Below are 18259 nucleotides of genomic sequence, written 5' to 3'. Positions count from 1 at the left end.
CCAGGCAGGCACCCGGCGGCACGAATCGTCGGGTGCCTGCCTGATTTCGCGACAGGAGAACCATTTCGATGACTGCCGACACCGACGACCACAGCGCCGACGCCGCAACTGGCGACGACCACGCTGCTCCGAGCCATGACCCCATCGACCACACGGTGGCCGAGAACGCGAGCGTCGAGCAGAACGGCGCCGCGGGAACCACTGGTGTTCTGGCGAATGCCGTTGCCGTGACACGGAATCCGAACAGTCTCATCATCGACAACAACGTGCGTGAAACGTTTCGTCTCGAGGACCACCCCGAGCTGGTCGACTCGATCGCCGAACACGGAGTGCTGACACCGATCATCGCCTACGGTCACCCCGACTCACCGGGTGCGATGGTGCGTGACGGGCAGCTGCGCACGTTGACCGCGATCGCCGTCGGACTCGATCAGGTCCCGGTGTGGTTGATCGCCCCCGACCCCGCCGTGGACGGCAAGGAAGCCGAGATCTCCCGGGTTCTCGAGCAGATCACCGTCAACGACCGCCGAGTCGCGCTCACCGACGGTGACCGTGCCGCGGGTATCGCGCTCGTCCTCGACCTCGGGGCCTCGGTCACCCGCGTCGGCAAAGCGTTGCAGTCCACACGCGACGACATCAAACAGGCAGGCAAGATCGGCGCCTCCCTTACCGCTCGCACAGCTGTCGACGACGGGCAGCTCGATCTGGAACAGGCCGCGATCCTGGCCGAGTACGAAACCATCGGCGACACCGACGCTGTTCGCCAACTCCTCGCCGCGCACCGGACCCACTTCTCCTACGAAGCGCGCCTTGTCGCCAACGACCGTGCCGAACGCCGCGCCTACTTCGCCGCCGCCTTGCCGTGGGCCGAGGCAGGTTTCGGTGTGCTGCTCGAATATCCCGGCGACCACGCACCAGGGCCGGAGCTGGTTCACGTCGACGACCTAGCTGATGCCGACGGCAACGCCCTCGATTCCGGGAACCTCTCAGCCGAGGGCGGGTGGCTGGTGTGGATCGAACGATCCAACACCCTAACGACCGTCGACCGCGACTCCGGGAACATCGTCGACCCCACCACCGTGGACTGGGAGACCGAGCGAGAACCCGACCGCGAGCCCGCGCAAGGTTTGCGTCATGCCCGCGACGTTTTTCAGCGCGAGCAGTGGCAGGCAGACTACTTCCTGCCCGCCCACCTGCTTGATACTCAGGGTCTGCAGCTGCGTAGCAATCTGCCCGAACCGCAGCCTGCACACATCGACAACCCGGACAGCGATGAATCATCCGTCGATGACGTTGTGGCCGAACAGGAGTCGGCCCAGCGGCGTACTCGTGCCGAAGCTGAGACCACCGCGCGACGCGAGCAGGAACGGTTGGCGATGCGGCGGGTCCGTGAGCTCAACAAGCAGGGCCTGGCCGCGATGGATGTGCGCCGACAGTTCGTCACCGACCTCCTCGCCCGCAAGACTCCGCCACCGGAGTCGGCGAAGTTCGTCGCCGACGCGTTGATCGCCGAACCGAACCTGCTCGGTGAATACAACGCCGCACAGACCGCCGCCGAGCTCCTCGCCGGTTCCGGTAGTCGCCGCCACGACCTGCAGCAACTGGTGGAGGCCGCCAAGCCCGCACGCTGTCACGTCATCGTCCTCGGACTCGTTCTCGGCGCGATCGAGAAGCGCACCGGCAAGGACTGCTGGCGCTACAGCGACGCCGGCGTCAACCGCTACCTACGGTTCCTCCGACACATCGGCCACGAACTCGTCCCCGTCGAACTCGCCGCCATCGCAGAACTCGACTACGAGCACATCGACATCGACATCGACACCCCGGCCCGCGAGCCCGAGACAGCCGCCGCCTGACCCCCGGCGATCCGCGCCGAGACCCGTCTCCCTTCGGGCCTCGGTGCGGTGCGGTCTGCCTCCCGAATCTGAAAGGTACGTGCTGCTGTGGAAGCCAGTGACGAAACCGATCCCGCGACAGCCGATGAACCAGCCGACGATCCGACGCACCGGGCGCTTCTGCATGTCGACGATGTCGGCGCGCTGATCGCCGCCGTGCCCGCGATGCTCGGGTTCGTTCCCACCCAATCGATCGTCATCGCCATGCTCAGCACCGACCGCGCGTCGGGCGCCCGCCGAACGATCCGAGCCCTGATACGGACCGACATCGGCTCCGTCACCGACCCTATCGGGGCACGGCACCTGACAACTTCGATCAACTCAGTTCGCCGCCGAGAAGACATGACCTCGATAATGGTCATCGTCGTCGACAACCGCCCCACGGCACTGACCACCGCCCACGCGCTCCTGCGCAACCTTGCACAAGCCGACACCGACACGGTCGCAGCCTGGTTGGTGCCCACGATCACCACCGGAGCCCGGTACCAGGACCTGCTAACCGGTCGCGAGGGCACCATCGACGACCCACGCACCTCCACTGTTGCCCTCGCACACGTGCTCGAAGGCAACCAGATCCGCAACTCCCGCCACGAACTCGTCGACCTGCTCGCCCCAAACCCGGACCTCGCCGCGCGAGTCCGCCCCCACATCGGGCCCGCAGCACTGCGCTACCGCCACAACCTCTCCACCGCAACGGACAACGGCAATACCGTCCGGCACGAAACCGCCAGAACACTGGTCGCGCGGATCCGAACCGCAGAACACACACCGGTCACCGCCCACGACCTCGCCACCATCGTCGTTGCCCTGCGCGACAGAACTATTCGCGACGTCATGTTCGCGCTCGCCGACACCGAAGATCACCTTGCCGCACAGGCAGTGTGGCAGACGGTCGCAACCGTGACCAGCGGCTCCGACCGCGCTGAGGCCTCCACCCTCTTCGCCTACAGCGCCTACAGCAACGCAAACACCGTAGTTGCCGGGATCGCCGTCACCGAGGCCCTGCGCGCAGATCCCCACCACACGATGGCCGTCTTACTCGACGTCGCACTACGAGACGGTGTTCGACCGGACCAGGTCCGCCGAATCGCCGAAGCCGGCCGCGAGGTCGCCGCGGACCTCGGCATCACCATCAACCCTGCCGACTGACTCGCTCCTCCCCTGAGCGACGACGACACAGCCGTCTCCTGCCGGTGGCCAGGACCGTCCCCACACCCCCTCGATGCGCTCATACCGGCAAACGGCCTGAGTGCGCCATGCCCACATCCGTCCTCACGGCTCGTATACCTCTCTGAAAGGCTTTGTCATGGTTGGTGATACGCCCTTACACCTCATCGGGAACATCTGCTCCGACATCGAGTTGACCCACACCCCGGCCGGTGTTCCGGTCGCGAACTTCACTGTTGCCTCCACACCGCGTTACCGCGACTCCCGAACCGGCGAATGGCGCGACAAGGAAGCGTTGTTCCTGCGCTGCAGCCTGTGGCGCGAACCCGCCGAGAACGCGGCCGAGACGCTGCCGAAAGGTGCACGCGTCATCGTCGTGGGCAAGCTCAAACAGCGCAGCTTCACTACCCGCGACGGCGAACAACGCACCGTCATCGAACTCGATGTCGACGAAATCGGCCCCAGCCTGCGGTTCGCCCGCGCAACGCTCGTTCGAACCACCGTCCGCCACAACAACACTGGCGCCGAATTCGGTCATTCACCCACTCGCGCCAGCCAGGCCGCCGCTACCGACGGAAATGGGCGCGACGATCCGTGGGGCACACCGAGCCAATCACCGGCACACCTGGACAAGGACGAAGCCGACGAACCGTGGGCGACATCGGTATTCGCGGGTGCAGCTGCTGTCTCATCCGGAGACGATCCCGGCTTCTGACCAGGATCGGTTGCTTGTGGTCCGCCTGATCGGGTGAGAGGTCAGGCGGTGGGTCGGGGCACCGTGCTGAGGTGGGCCCAGCCGCTCGAGGGCTACCAGGCCATCGTGCGCCACGCCGTCGGGCCCGCGCCCGGCGGAAACGAATCCCCCGCGCCCGACCCAGCCCCAGCCGGCGGTCGGGTTGTGCGCGCGGGGAATTCGCCCCCGCACGCAGATGGCGCGTTCCCGCCGTCGTGTCGCCCGCTGTCCTGGTGAACAGCCCTCGGCTGGGCCCACCCCAGCCCGGCACCCCTATTTCGCGAAAAGCGTGGCAGTTCCAGCGCGCCCAGGTGCCGACCCCTTCTCGCCATCCACAGTCAGGAGAACAGCTGTGTCCGTTCACGCACCCACCGTCTCCCCCACGACCACCCTCACCACATACAGTGTCGAGCCCGGGTTCGACCGGCACGATCTCACTCTGTCTGCCGCCGATATCGTCGGCGCCGAGCCGCCATCCGGCGAGCCGGATACGCGGTCGTTCCTGGATGCGATCTCGGCGATCGAGCTCGCTTTCACCATCGATCGCAAAGCCGCGATCGCGATGTTCCGTCCGGCGCTGGACTTGGCGACCGATGCCGACTGGGACGTCCTGGATTTCATGGTCGAGTGCTTCACCCTCTACCCGCGTGAGTCGGCGCTGCTGCGTCTGCGGGCCCGCTGGGCCGCCGGTGACGAATTGGAGCGGAAACGGTTGGTGCGGTTGGTGCCCGACACCGACCCCGGCCTGCACTCCCACGACAACCACGCCCTTGCCCAGCTCATCGAGACCCGAGCCAGAACGAACGGCACCAGCGTGGCCGAAGAGTTCGCGGCCTTCCAGGTCCAGCTCGCCGCCGCCGAGATGCCCCGCCAATCGATCCGCACCTGGCGCAACCCGCTGCCACGGCTGACCATGCCCGCCTCCCGCCGCATCGATGCCGCCCGCCTGGACCCCGAGCAGATCCGTGCCCGTGTCCTCGCACGGGGCAAGCGGCGCCCCGCCGAGCCGGAACCTGTCGAGGTCACCGCGTATGTGCGCGAAAGCTTGTTCGTCGATACCGAAGTCGTCGACCAAGCCCGCCTGCGCCAACGATGGGCCGAGCTGATCGCGCGCGGAGTCACCCTCACCACCGGGGCGCCCCGGGGGTGGACACCGCGCCGACCCGGTGAACGGGCGCCGCTGCCCGCTGACCTTGCTGAGGCGATGTGGGATCACCAGTACTGCGTGCATGTCGCCGACCAACGCGACCACGACCGCGCCCTGGCCGGTGAATCGACCAAGTCCCCCGAACACTCCCACGCCTGGGCCGCTGAACGGACCGGGCTGCGCTCGCGCGCCGACCGACGAGAGGGGTTCGTGTTCCAGGGCAACGGGCTCGACGACTTCGCCACCGCGATGACCCCAGTCGCCGGATGGCGGTGCGTGTCCTGCTTCATCGAACGCCCCACCACCGACCAACGACCCGTCCACCTCCGCGACGGGGCGTTGCGCAGCGACGACGGACTGTGTGACTACTGCCGGTGCGAGAACCGCGCCGGGCTGCCCGCGTTGCCCACCGGGCTCACCCTCGCCGACCTCGCCGCCACCTACTGCACGTATTTCGTCGAGCACTACCGCGACGCCGCCTACGGACTCATCACCGAGGTCCGCCGTCGCGCACCCGAATGGTTGATCACCGCGATCGACGGGTTCCTTGCTGCCCACCCCGACCTGCCCGGCACCCCGGCACCGGTCGACGCCGATGCTGAATCCGTACCGATGCCCACGATGTCCACGCGCCGCCGCGGGCCGGTGGTGCCGCCCGGACAGCGGCCCGGCCGGTGCGAGGGCTGCACCCGCTACACCCCCGTCCACGACGACGGGTTCTGCACACAGTGCCGGGTCCACCTCGGCCTACACATCCCCACACCACGCGAGCGTCAACTCGTCGCCGCCTGACCCACTCCCACAGCACGTAGTCGGCTGGGGCACCGCCAGATCCGCGGTGCCCCAGCCACTGCGCTTCACCCCGAGGAGGCCCTGTGTTTCACCGCGCCCGTCACACCCGCGCTCGCCGCCGGTTCCTCCGTCAACGCCGGCGCCGCCTCACGCAGGTGATGATCACCGTCCATCTGGCGGCCGATCCTCGCTCGATGCTCCACGGTCACCGACCTGGTGACCCCTACCTGTTGGCCGATCGGTTCCTGCTCGACCGTCGCGGCGATGTCGACGACTTCGCGGTCCTCGACCGGGTCCTCGCGGCACTCAACGACCACCCCCACCCCGCCGACGTCGAGCACACCCGCCGCTGGTACCAACACTGCCACCGATCCCTGTCGGTCGGCGACATCGTCACCGTCGACCACCCCCGCTACGCCTGCACACCCTGGTCATGGGATGCGCTCCCAGCCGACTGATCGAACGCGTTATGACGACCGGGCCGTGCCCGGCTTTGGGCCGGCCCCCGCCCCGACGGCGGCTGGCGCGTCCCCCGGTGTTTGGCGGGTCGCTCGTCTTCACTTCTCTGCTTCCGCGTCCCCGCTGCTACTCCTTGCTCACGTCATCTCTCCAACGCACCTGCACCTCGCGCTCCACGCTCCGCACACTGACGCCCCGACCCCCACCTTCCCCATCACTCCCACACTTCTCTTCTCCGCACCTTTTCACCTGCAGACGTCTGGCATCACGGAATTACGATTCGATTACGTTGCCCCCCCAATGCTTCTCAATATTTCCCATCACTTACCACAGCGAAATTCGCTCCTTGCCACAAGCGATTTCGTCGGCGACAAATGAGGACATGGTCGCAACAATTCATCGAGTCACTGCAGGCAACGGATACCTCTACTACTTGCGCAATATCGCCGCCAACGACACCACCGCACGTGGACGCTCCTCGCTGGCCGACTACTACTCAGCACACGGCGAAGCACCCGGGCGCTGGCAGGGCAGCGGACTCGCCGCGCTCGACATCCTTCCGGGCGCGGAAGTGACAGAGTCGCAGATGAAGTCACTGTTCGGACTGGGCATCCACCCGAACGCAGAACAGATCGAAGAGCAGGTCTACGCGTACCAGATCACCCTCGGCGCCAACGACCGCGAAGCCACTCGGGCAGCGGAGAAGGCATCGAAACTGGGGAACAAGTTCGCCGTCTACGAAGCCCACTCGCAGTACCGGCAACAGTGCTCAGATGCCTTTCGCGCACACAATTCCCAACAAAGCCTCCCACCCGCTACCGCAATCCCCGATGACGAGCGCGCACAGATCCGTACGCAAGTCGCGACAGAAATGTTCACTACCGAGTACGAACGGGCACCATTGAATGCCCGCGAGTTGTCGGGATGGGTGGCGAAGAACTCGCGCCCGAAACACGCAGCCGTCGCTGGTTTCGACATCACCTTCAGCCCTGTCAAGAGCGTCTCAGTCCTATGGGCTCTCGCGTCACCTGAAGTTTCGCAGCGGATCGAGGCCGCACATCGACGCGCGATCGAGGACGCGTTGTCCTGGTTGGAGCACAACGCGGTATTCACTCGCCTGGGCCGCAACGGGATCCGGCAGGTCGACGTCGAAGGGGTTGTCGCTGCGGGGTTCACTCACCGAGAAAGCCGCGCTGGGGATCCCGATCTGCACACCCATGTCCTGATCGCCAACCGTGTCCGCACCCTCGACGGCAAATGGCGCACCATCGACTCCAGAACTTTGCACGAAGCCGTCGTCACCGCTTCGGAAATCTTCGACTCTCGCATCGAGCACCACCTCGAAACCGACCTCAATCTGCAGTTCGAAGCCCGGCCCGGACGCACCCCCGACCAAGTCCAGATCCGTGAAATCGTCGGCATTCCCCTGGAACTGATCGAAGCCTGGTCACAGCGGGGCGCCGCCATCGTCGCCCGCCTAGACCAGCTCACCGCGGCATTCCAGACGACCTTCGGGCGTGAACCATCACCGAAAGGAGATCTATGACCTCTCCGATCGCGCGACGCTGGAAACCCGCCCGACCAAACACCTCTCGACCTCACTCGCCGAGCAACGCGACACCTGGGCGGCACAGGCCAGGCAACTATTCGGAGGCCGTGACGGTGTCGAAGACATCGTGGCTCAAGCGGTGTCGGTGCAGCCGACACCGCGCCCGGATCCCGATGCCGCGTTCATCTCCTCGGCTGCGGAACGTGCACTGGCCGGGGTGTCAGCCAGGCGTTCGACCTGGGGGGTATTCAATCTGCGCGCCGAGGTCGAACGCCAACTCCGCGGCCAGATTGCCTCCGCCGATTGGAATTGGATTCCGGAAAGGGTCGTCGCCGAGGCACTGTCACCGCCGTCGACTGTTGCGCGTGGTGACCCCGACCTCACCGAACAACCGGTATTGCGGGCCGTACCCGGATGGTTGCGCCGCAGCGACACCACGTCGGTCCACACGCGCGCGAACTCGCAGGTCTACGCCACCGAATCCACCCTGGATGTCGAAGCAGCGTTGATTGAGCTGTCTATCGAGCCCGGCGCCCGGGTCCTCGACGCCGAGTTGGTGGCCAAAGCGGTCGCGTACTACAACACCACGCATTTTGATCGGCCGCTCAATGCCGGCCAGGTCGGTGTGATCTCGTCCTTCGCCACGTCCGGGTTGCGCGTGCATACTGCGAACGCTCCGGCCGGCACCGGCAAGACCACCGCCATGCAAGTCCTCACCAACGCATGGCATTCCAGCGGCGGCACCGTCCTCGGCATGGCCCCCACCGCTGCGGCGGCCGCGGTTCTCGGGGAGTCGATCGGCACCCGCGCCGAGACCGTCGACAAGCTCCTCGACGTCATCAATCGCCATACCGTTGGTGCGGATTCACCGACGATCGTGCAGGATCATCCGCCGTCGTTGCCGCAGTGGGTCCTCGATATCGACAACACGACGCTGGTGATCGTCGACGAGCACGTCAAACTCGGCAACACCAAACGCCTGAAACTGCTGCAGTTCCTCTCCCGACGCGGCGCCACCGTGCGCTGCATCGGCGACGACAAGCAACTGCCCGCGATCGACGCCGGTGGCGCCGACGCCGACATGAACGCCGCCTCCCCCGAACAAACCCTGACGCTGTCACACGTCGTCCGGTTCGCCTCCACCGGCGAAGCAACCGCGTCGATCGGGCTGCGCGAGGGCGACCCAGCCGCGCTGGCCTGGTATCTGGACAACAACCGCATCCACGCCGGGCACACCGGATCGGTCTACGACGACACCTACACCGCCTGGGCCACCGACCACAACGCCGGTCGCGACGCGGTCATGCTGGCACCCACACACGAGGTCGTGACCGCGCTCAACGCACGCGCCCGCGCCGACAGACTCACCCGAACCGACACGAAACCAGAGGCGGAAGTGGTCCTCGCGGACGGACTTTGCGGCTCTGTCGGTGACACCGTGCGCACCCGACGCAACAACCCGAAGCTGCGTTTCGGCGACACCGATTGGGTCCGCAACGGCTACTCCTGGACCATCAACGCCGTCCACGAGGACGGTTCAGTGACGGTGTCGCATCGACGCGGCGGCACCGACAGCGACACAACCGTCCGGCTTCCGGCCGAGTACGTGCGCGACCATGTGCAGCTCGGGTACGCCGCGACGATCGATTCCGCGCAGGGAATCACCGCCGACACCTGCCATGTCGCGTTGTCCGGGCGCGAATCCCGCCAACAGTTCTACGTCGCGATGACCCGCGGGATCCACGCCAACCACGCCTACCTCGTGACCGCACTCGACGGCGCCGAAGGCTCGATCTACACCGAACCCGCCGTCTACCCCCGCACCGCGGTGGAAGTTCTACAGCGCGTCTTGGCTCGCGACGGGGCACAGAAATCCGCACACACCGAACTTCGTGACGCCCTCGACCCTGCCTTGCGCGTCGGACGGGCGGTCGATATCTACCTCGACACCCTCGGCCTGGCCGCCGAACAGGCCCTCGGCAGCGACCGTCTCACCGAACTCGACCGCGCCGCCGACGCCATTCATCCCGACCTGACCGAGAGCCCCGCTTACCCGGTCCTGCGTCAACACCTGGCCCTGATCGCGCTCACCGGCGCCGACCCCGTCGCCGCACTCCGAACCGCCGCAGGTAAACGGGAGCTCGATACCGCCGATGATCCCGCGGCGGTGCTGGACTGGCGACTCGACCCGACCGGCGCCCATTCCGCCGGCACCGGGCCATTGGCCTGGACACCTGGACTACCCCACGGTGTCACCGATGACTCTCTCACCGAACCTGTTCGGGCCCGCGAACGGATCGTGACCGCCCTCGCCGAACAAATCCGGGACACCTCGCGACGGTGGACACCAGCCACCGCACCCGCGTGGGCGCGCCCACTTCTCGGGACCGATCCCGCGTTGCTCGGCGAACTCGCGGTGTGGCGGGCAGGGCTCGGTATGCCCGACACCGACACCCGCCCCACCGGGCCGGACCGCTACACCGACCTCGAACGCCTGCACCAGAAGCATCTGCAACAACGCGTCATCGATGCCTACGGTGACCCGACTCCGCCACGCAATCGGTGGGCCGACATTGTCGACGAGATCGATGCTCGAATCAGCACAGACACCTTGTGGCCGGTCGTGGCCGACAAGATCGATCTGGCCGACCGCGCCGGACTCGACATCACTCCCCTGCTCACCGACGCCGCGGCCCAACGACCACTACCCGACGAGATGCCCGCCGCGGCACTGTGGGCACGCCTTGAACTGGAACCATCCGCCCTCGACACCTCCGGCACCGACCCTCTGCGCCCTGCCTGGCTACCCGACCTCGAAGCCGTCCTCGGCGCCGACACGGCCGAGCAGCTCACCACCGAACCGGCCTGGCCTCGGGTCGTCGCCGCCGTCGAACGCGCTACCAAGACCTGGTCTCCTCGCGATCTGCTCTTCACCGCCTACGAACTGCTCCAAGGCGCCCAACCCGACGACGCCGCACCATTGCGGCCCGACCAACTCGCCGCAGCACTGGCCTGGCGCATCGACACACTGCACCACCACACACCGACACCACCTGCCCAACACGCTGAACAGGCAGCGCCTGAGCCGAGCACACCGGACGTCGACAGCGAACCCACAGCCACCGCCGCTAAAGCCGAGCCGACCAAGTACCAAGCCGAGGACGCTCCTGTCGCCGCCGCTATCATTGAACCCGCCGAGGACGACCTCCCCACCGGCATCGACCGCATCGCCACACTGTTCGCGACCGGCCGAGTCGCCGACGCTGTCGCTGCGTTCCGAACCTTCAACACCGGACTATCCGACGACGAACAGGCAGTTCTCACCGCTGTCTCGGAAACCCTCTACCAGTACAGCTTCCCCGTCGCGCAAGCCCGACTCCGCTGGGCCGCACAACAGTTCCCACAAAACCAAGCACTGATCCAGGCATGCACACCCACGACAGATCCGCACACCTTCCGCCGTGAGACCGAACCCGACCACGACCGACCACGGCCCGTCTACGACCACCGCGAACGCTTCGACCCTACGATCACACCAGCGGCTTTCGACCCGATCCAGGCCGCAGGCAACGACATGCTCGACACCTACCTCGACGATGCCGACACTGTCGACAGCCCCAATCTGGCGCCGATGAGCGGCCCCCGGTCAGCAGCGGGTGGATTCCCGATCGACTACGACCTGGCCGCGATACCCGCCATCGTTGGCCTGCCATGTGTGGATTGCAGCATCGAACGCCCCACCAATGCCAGCTCCCCCGTGCCCCCAAGAATCTCCGACGACGGCCTGTGCCACGACTGCCGCGACAACGAACGGCCAGGCATCCCCGAACACAACCCCGCAGAACATCTCACCGCACGATGCGCCCACATCGCCGAAACCCACCCTGCACCTGCGGCATTAGCGATCCTGCGCCGCGACTGGCGCACACTCGATCAGTTCGGACGCAGACTCATCGAGCAATGGCTGACCGACAACCCGCTCACCCAACAACCACTTCCGGCCCTCGCCCCGCTTCAACGTCTCTCCGATCGCGAGCTCGCCGAGGCGATCGACGGACTTACCCAGCGGCTCAGCAACATCGCCACCGAAGCCGAATTCTTCAGCCCTATCCGGCATGACGACTTCGCCACCATGCCTGACCCGACCGTGGCCGAGCACCGGCGAACAGCGGAGAACGCACAACTCGTCGCACGCCAGCACGCCCATGAACTCGACACCGCTATCCAAGAACTCCACGCCACCGCAGACGCACTCGACACCGCACGAGAAGAACTCGACGCCCTGCCAGTGACGCGCCGTCGCCAGCGCAAGACCCTACAGGAGCACATCAACACCTTGGTCCGCGAATACCGCGAGCGCAGCGAAACGCACGAGCAGATCCGAAACGCCGCGCGAGCAGCAAACCGTCACGCCAACGAACTACTCGCCCGCGCCGAACGCACCGCCACCGAAGACGAAAGCCGCCGGCTCGCAGAACAAACACGCGCAGCCGACAGCGCGGCCAACGAACGCGAACAAGCAACCGCGGCACTACACACCGGCCTGGGCTCCGAACTCGCCGACCACCGTGCAGAACAACAGCGACGTCACGGGCTGTCACACCCGCAACGACGACGCGAGGAACGCGCCCGAGCCGAACTCAACTCAAAAGCAGAGGATTTCAGCCCAATCGGGAACTCCTATATGCACGAGCAGGCGCCGAGTCCCCGAACGGGCCACGGCCTGTAACCCCAAAGTAGAGTCAGAAATTTCGGTTACATACGTACGCACTCCATCTGATCCTCACTCCGACTCCTTTCCGAGCGAAGTTCAGCGACCGAATGAAAGAGGTGACGGCGCGCGCAGCCAGCTTGCGGGTCTGGCCTGGATTCTCATCTTCGTCACGTTGCTGATACCCGCCGCGGTACTGACGCTGACGCCATAGGTCCGCCGGCCGTTCAGCAACATCGGCGTGGACCGCACAGCGGTCGGGTACCGTGACCATATCGTTTGAATTTCCCAGGTCAGAGGCTGGAAAGTAGGGGCGGCGATGATACGAGGGCGGGGATGGACCGGCTTCGAAGCGGTCGCGCTACAAGAGTCGATGCGCAAGTCGAACCGGGAGTTCGCGGCCCTGCTGGGAGTCGAGACGACGACGATCAACAATTGGCGCTCGGGCCTGAGCATGGTCACACCACGCTCAGGGACGCAAGAGATCCTGGATACAACCTACGCACAACATGCGACGCCAGCGGACAGAGCACGCTTCGATCAGATCGTGGCAGAAGGTGAAGCCGCGTGGAAGAGCCGACACCCTGGCTCACGCGGGGAGACCACACGTGCAATGGAGGATCATGCCACCTCTCAGATCACGGACTGCTCGCCGGTGAAGAGTGACCAGGATGCCGTCCCAGCGGTCGATTTCAATTCGACTTCGCCGACGATACGGTCGCGAGCAGCTTCTGAACGATCCCTGGGTAGTTTCGCCGCCATCACGAGCCTGTTGGCTGGTCAGCGACAAAGCATCGCACCCGACGCGCTGATTGGACCGATCGAAGCTCACCGAGACGCCATCGCCGCGTTGTTTCGCACTGCAACCGACGAGCGTGTAAGGCAGCACGCTGGAGCGTTACTGGGCGAGGCATCCGTTGTGGCGAGCCGGGTGTGGAGTGCGATCGGTGAACGACCGATGGCACACACCCATTGCGCATTCGCCCGGAAACTTGCGGACGAACTCCAAGACAAGACGATGAGCGGCATCGCGCGGATATTCGAGAGCAACCTTCGATCCGACGCTGCGACGTTGATCGGCAAGGATGGCGATGTCGTGATCGGCCTCCGAACACTCAGGGAGGCTGCCGACTTCTCCGATCACCTGCCACCTGCCGCGCGAGCACGAATCGGAGCCGAGCAAGCGCAAGCGTACGCAGTGCTGGAACTGCGCGACGAATGCGAGCAAGCACTCACCAGAGCACAGCGCGCGGCCGACGAGATCGGTGACAATGACCGCGCCGGACTATTCAGCGACTGGAACACCACCCGTATCCAAGTCTATGTCGGCACGTGCCAACTTCTCCTGGGTCGACCGAAACGAGCGATCGCCGCGCTCAACGAAGCCTTGGCGACGCCGGGGATGGACAGCCCCAACGTTGCCCTCGCCGCCCACGTGGACCTAGCCAGCGCGTACGCTCTGTCCGGCGAGCTCGAAGAAGGTTGCAGAGTCCTCGGCGAAACCTACGCCGCGCTGGCGACTATGGGCAACCATCGAGGCATCGAGCGTGCACAACGAGCCATCGAAAGAATGGCTCCCTGGCAAGACGAAAGGCCGGTTCTCGCGTTGGTCGAGCGGATAGACAGCATTTCCGGCTACTGATCTATCCCAACGGTCGCTTGCGCTGAGCGGATCGCGTGCAACATCGCCTCCGGGTTCAACTCGTTGACGATCGCATCCGGCGAATGCTCCGACAACTCTTCGCGAGTCAATCTGTGAGCTACGGCAACAACACCGAACCCGGCGTGGCGAGCAGTCGCGATATCGTTCGGCGCGTCGCCGATGATGACAGTTCGCGCACGATCGATCGGGTGCCCGTACTTTGCTAGAAACCGGTCCGCAACGAACGCGGGCAGATCGAACCGCTCCCGCGCATCGGAGCCGAAAGCACCGATATCCAAGTCCAGGTGTGAGTCGAGGCCCGCAACCGCGAGCTTGAACTCAGCCGAAACCCGCAAGTTGCCCGTGAGGGCCGTCTGGACATAACCCTGTTCAGCCAAGGCGGTAATCGTACGAGCAGCTCCTGGGTAGGCAGCCTGGTCGCGAGCAAGTTCCGCCGCACCGCTGGACATGACCTCCATCAATACTTCGGAGTACCTGCTGAAGCCTTCCTCAGCTGCTTCGCTGGTGACCCCGGAGGCTATGGCGGTGTCTACGACGATCGATTCGTCTGTGTAGCCGTGCACACGCGATTCGGGGAAGACGACAGCAGACTCCTCGATGTTGTAAGTGCGCGCCACGGCCCGTCGTAGCCAACGCAAGTCCGCAGGGATCAGCGTGCCGTCAACATCCCAGACGATCAGTCCCGCCTGTGTCTCAACCATGTTCACCACTTCTTTCAATGGGCGGTGTACGGCCTGTGGAGGTGCACTGGCCGTTGACGTTGTCAGTCTCTCGCTGCGCCTTGGGGCCATACGATGTCGACCGGGATACCGCGTTGGCGCGCCAGTTCGACCACGGTCCCGGTGCCCGCGCGTTGCCCGTCCTGGCCGTCCCAGACCGCGATCATCCGATCCACGCCCCGGACGAGGGCCTCGTTCGCGGCTTCGTAGGCTTCGCGGCCCGCATTGTCGAAGTCCATGACCCGCACCGTCGTGGCGCGGGCGACCAACGCGTCGAACTGGGCGAGATGGTCCGGCTTCACCTTCGCCTCACGGTAGTTGGTTGAGGGCAGCACCACCTCCAGCTGGCCCCCGATATCGAGGACGGCTTCGGCGAACACACTGTCAGCACCCCGGGCGATACAGGAGATCCCCACCAGGTCCGGGGTACCGGCGAGCAGTTCGATGATCGCTTTGCGCACCAGGTCGGCTGTCGCGGCGGTGATGTTCATGTGTCCGGTGACGCTGATCCTCATGCCGCCCATCATGCCGGGGAGCGAACCAGTGGGTGCAGCATGTCCCGCAGCTCGATGACCGGTCGGCTGGTGCCGCATTCGCCGGTGCGCTGGTACACCTCGAGGGCTTTCGCTTGGACACGATGGGAGTTGGTCTTGCTGACGTCCTCGATGGCGGCTTCGCCGAGGCGGAGAGCTTCGTCGTATTCGCCCTGGATGAGTCTGGCCTCGGCGATTCCGAGCCGATCCAGCGCGCTGGATCGCCAGCGTTCGGGCCGACGCAACGCGATGGCCGAGGTGATCGCCTCGGCGGCGGCGTCGGCGAACCCGGGCTCGGTGCGGGCGAGTTCGAGCAGGCGGCCACCGAGTGTGCCGGACAATTCCGCCGCGTCGAAGTAGTGCAACCAGTAAGGATCGTCGGCCGGGCAGGCGTCAGCGAAGGCGGACTGGGCTTTGTCGGCGGCCCGGTGGAAGGCAGCGGGCCGCCCGAGTTTGGCGTATGCCCACGCTTCGCGGGTGTGCAGAAGAGCACGGGTGGTCGGGGTGATCGACCGTCCGACGACATCGTGAGCGAGGCGCACGAGTTCGAGGGCATCGTTGGCGCGGTCGCGGGAGTAGACGATCCGGTCGAGACCCTCGCTCTGCGGTTGCAGGGTCAGCATCTGGCGCGCGAGGCCGGCGAGTGCGTTGGCGAACAGCCCCGGGTCGTCGGCTTCACGTGCCGAGCGTGCCGAGAGCATGTAGTAGCCCTGCGCGGTGTGCTGTTCGCCGCTGTCCCAGGACATGGTGGCGGCTGTTTCAGCGAGTAGAGCGCGGATGTGGCCGAGGCGTTGGCGTCGACCGGGGTTGGTTTCGGCGGCCACCATGTCGTTCACCTCCGACAGCTGGCCGACGACGGCTTTGCGCCGCAATCCGCCGCCGAACTTGTCATCCCATGCGCGAAACAGCTGGGCGGCGTGTTCGAGTTCGTCGAGCTCCTGAGTGCCGCTGCCGGTGATGACCGGGGCCGGGCGGGTGGTGCCGCGCGGTTGGCGCAGCCACCGTTCGAGCGGTTCGAGCAGATACGCGCCGACGACGACCCCGATGAGGGTTGTCCCGGCTTCGCGGCGATCCACGAGAAGGTCCTTCCGTGCGAGGTCGTCGGCGACGTCCTCGCACGACGCCTTCCAGATCGCCGGATCAGGGTCGACCTCGAGGGTGCCGGGCGCGAGGGCCCGCCGGGTTTGGAGTTGGTCGAACTTCGTTCGCTGCCCTGGGGTTGCCGCGGCGAGCACGGCCTGCATCCGGTCGGCGTGCTCGGCGCGGAGCGTGATCGTTTCCTGGCGCTTGCACCACTTCTTGATCGTGTTGATGTGGATGCTCGCGCGGACCGCGAAGCGTTCGTGTGACAGGTCCAGTGCTTCGCGCAAGTCCGCCGCGTCCGCTCCTGTCCATTTCTTCATAGTCGACTCCTGGTCCCTCGGGAAAGAGGTTGTGTACCAGCGTGTACCGAGCGTGTACCACCGCATATACCGCGTGTACCTGCATGGACTTCCGAGATGAATTGTCGGGCAGCAAGGTTGGTTGTGCGCCCGGTACTGGGCGGAATCAAACTTCCAGCGATCCAACCGTAGGCGGGTGATCCAATGCTGGCCAGACCCATTTCAGGCGAATACACGCACCCCTCGTGTCACGCCGCCCCCCACTTTCCAGGATCCGCTCGGAAAACGCCACCAGTACGCGACCGGTACGCCACCACTACGCGGTTCCCGCAGATGCGGTCGGCGGCCACGATTGAAATCGGAACCCGTTCCAGGGAATCCGAGGCGAAAACGCTCAACGGGTGCCCCACGTTGCCAGGAAGCGTCATCAGGGAGGCCCGCACATGAGAGATCTCAACGAGCTGAACTCGCACCCGCCCGCGGCGAGGCACCACCAGACCGGCGGCGGCACTTCGACCGACCACTTCCCCGATGCCGAGGTCCCCCACACCTTCGACCGATCGCTGTCCACGCTCATGAGACAACTCGACGCGATGACAGCCGCCGGGTGGCCGACCGGTACACCTGCGGGCTCCACGCCGAACACGACCGGCGCCAGCATCGAGACCGGACCATCCGGGGGACTCCAATGACACAGACCAGCACACCCGCTCATCCGTTCACCGAGACACCCCGCTCGCGGTGCGAGTTCTACCGGCACATCTGTTCGCTGCCGACCGTGGTCGACCCGACGACCGGCCGGATCACGATGCGGGCCGGGCTGATCGGCGCCATCATGATGCCGACCCCACTCGCCCAGCGCGTGAAAACCAGCCTCGACATGCGCGGTGTCGCACCACTGACGGTCATCGGCCACCCTCGCGCGGACATGTGGACCTTCCTGGTCCGAGCCGATACGCGGCCCATCGGTGACCCCGCCGTGATCGCGGAACTGTGGCGGGCGCGGGTGGTCGTCATCCGCGAGGGCGACATCGCGTTGCCGTCTCCGACCCCGGACCCGCTGATGACACGCATCTGGGTGTCTCCGGCCACCGGTGTGTTCCGCCCCTCCGGTGCGGTCGTGCTCGAATGCGCCCGAGCATGCCTATCAGGCCCGGTCCCGCGATGAACCACAGCGGCAGGCAGTCACCACGCCCAGACGAACCAGATGTTCGTCTCACGGTCCGAATATCCAGTGTCCGAATGGATTTCGCCGCCTGCTTGACCGCCGCCCTGGTCTTCGTCTGCGACGTCGCCGCCTACCGCCCCGGAACCGTCGCCGTCTACCCCGGTCGCTGCACCGGATTACCCCGCCTACCCAACGAGCGGCTGTTCCTCCAACCCTGACCCCTACAACACAACCCTTTTCGACTACCCGAATGGCCTTGGCACGACGACCCGGCGAGACCCACACGACACCTCGCCCGGACCCGGCCCCGTGCGAAGGCGGCCCCGGGTCGCTTCCCGGCG

14 protein-coding genes are annotated in these 18259 nt (G+C 65.8%); 11 read left to right on the top strand and 3 right to left on the bottom strand.

The window, feature by feature from the left end:
- Positions 1–68 precede the first annotated feature (68 nt).
- The 8 genes from HYG95_RS17410 to HYG95_RS17375 all read left to right on the top strand — a co-directional run bounded on the left by HYG95_RS17410 (position 69) and on the right by HYG95_RS17375 (position 14095).
- Positions 69–1856, top strand: coding sequence for a ParB/RepB/Spo0J family partition protein (locus tag HYG95_RS17410; RefSeq protein ID WP_181699023.1), 1788 nt, complete (start codon positions 69–71; stop codon positions 1854–1856).
- A gap of 87 nt (positions 1857–1943) precedes the next feature.
- The gene (locus HYG95_RS17405) at positions 1944–3044 is read left to right on the top strand and encodes a DUF4192 domain-containing protein (RefSeq protein ID WP_181699020.1); all 1101 of its coding nucleotides are present in this window, start codon (positions 1944–1946) and stop codon (positions 3042–3044) included.
- 157 nt (positions 3045–3201) lie between these two features.
- A complete protein-coding gene (locus HYG95_RS17400) occupies positions 3202–3777 on the top strand; it encodes a single-stranded DNA-binding protein (protein WP_181699019.1) in 576 nt (191 codons plus the stop codon).
- A 370-nt stretch (positions 3778–4147) separates the two neighbouring features.
- Positions 4148–5734, top strand: a complete 1587-nt coding sequence (locus HYG95_RS17395) for a hypothetical protein (RefSeq protein WP_181699016.1) — start codon at positions 4148–4150, stop codon at positions 5732–5734.
- A 194-nt stretch (positions 5735–5928) separates the two neighbouring features.
- Positions 5929–6192: a hypothetical protein gene (locus tag HYG95_RS17390; protein ID WP_181699014.1), complete on the top strand. Its 264-nt coding sequence runs from the start codon at positions 5929–5931 to the stop codon at positions 6190–6192.
- Positions 6193–6575: 383 nt separating this feature from the next.
- Positions 6576–7739: a MobF family relaxase gene (mobF, locus tag HYG95_RS17385; RefSeq protein ID WP_181699012.1), complete on the top strand. Its 1164-nt coding sequence runs from the start codon at positions 6576–6578 to the stop codon at positions 7737–7739.
- A complete protein-coding gene (locus HYG95_RS17380; RefSeq protein ID WP_181699011.1) occupies positions 7711–12471 on the top strand; it encodes an AAA family ATPase in 4761 nt (1586 codons plus the stop codon). Before mobF ends, HYG95_RS17380 begins: the two co-directional genes overlap by 29 nt.
- A 355-nt stretch (positions 12472–12826) precedes the next feature.
- Positions 12827–14095, top strand: coding sequence for a hypothetical protein (locus HYG95_RS17375; RefSeq protein ID WP_181699009.1), 1269 nt, complete (start codon positions 12827–12829; stop codon positions 14093–14095).
- Here HYG95_RS17375 and HYG95_RS17370 read toward each other — a convergent pair.
- From HYG95_RS17370 to HYG95_RS17360, 3 genes are all read right to left on the bottom strand, one after another.
- A complete protein-coding gene (locus tag HYG95_RS17370; protein WP_181699006.1) occupies positions 14089–14817 on the bottom strand; it encodes an HAD family hydrolase in 729 nt (242 codons plus the stop codon). The genes HYG95_RS17375 and HYG95_RS17370 overlap by 7 nt on opposite strands.
- Positions 14818–14879: 62 nt before the next feature.
- Positions 14880–15350 carry a hypothetical protein gene (locus tag HYG95_RS17365; protein ID WP_181699004.1) on the bottom strand — a complete coding sequence of 157 codons (471 nt, stop codon included), beginning with the start codon at positions 15348–15350 and terminating at the stop codon, positions 14880–14882.
- Between the two features lie 8 nt (positions 15351–15358).
- Entirely contained in the window at positions 15359–16771 is a 1413-nt protein-coding gene (locus tag HYG95_RS17360) for a hypothetical protein (protein WP_181699002.1), read from the bottom strand.
- A gap of 422 nt (positions 16772–17193) precedes the next feature.
- Here HYG95_RS17360 and HYG95_RS17355 point away from each other — a divergent pair, with 422 nt between their 5' ends.
- From HYG95_RS17355 to HYG95_RS17345, 3 genes are all read left to right on the top strand, one after another.
- Positions 17194–17442, top strand: a complete 249-nt coding sequence (locus tag HYG95_RS17355; RefSeq protein WP_181699001.1) for a hypothetical protein — start codon at positions 17194–17196, stop codon at positions 17440–17442.
- Positions 17439–17918: a DNA-directed RNA polymerase subunit beta gene (locus HYG95_RS17350; protein ID WP_181698999.1), complete on the top strand. Its 480-nt coding sequence runs from the start codon at positions 17439–17441 to the stop codon at positions 17916–17918. Before HYG95_RS17355 ends, HYG95_RS17350 begins: the two co-directional genes overlap by 4 nt.
- Positions 17919–17992: 74 nt before the next feature.
- Positions 17993–18136: a hypothetical protein gene (locus HYG95_RS17345; RefSeq protein WP_181698997.1), complete on the top strand. Its 144-nt coding sequence runs from the start codon at positions 17993–17995 to the stop codon at positions 18134–18136.
- Positions 18137–18259: the final 123 nt, after the last annotated feature.

The sequence above is a fragment of the Nocardia sp. GTS18 genome (assembly GCF_013839555.1).
Classification (GTDB): domain Bacteria; phylum Actinomycetota; class Actinomycetes; order Mycobacteriales; family Mycobacteriaceae; genus Nocardia; species Nocardia rosealba.
This window is presented reverse-complemented; position numbering and strand designations above follow the sequence as displayed.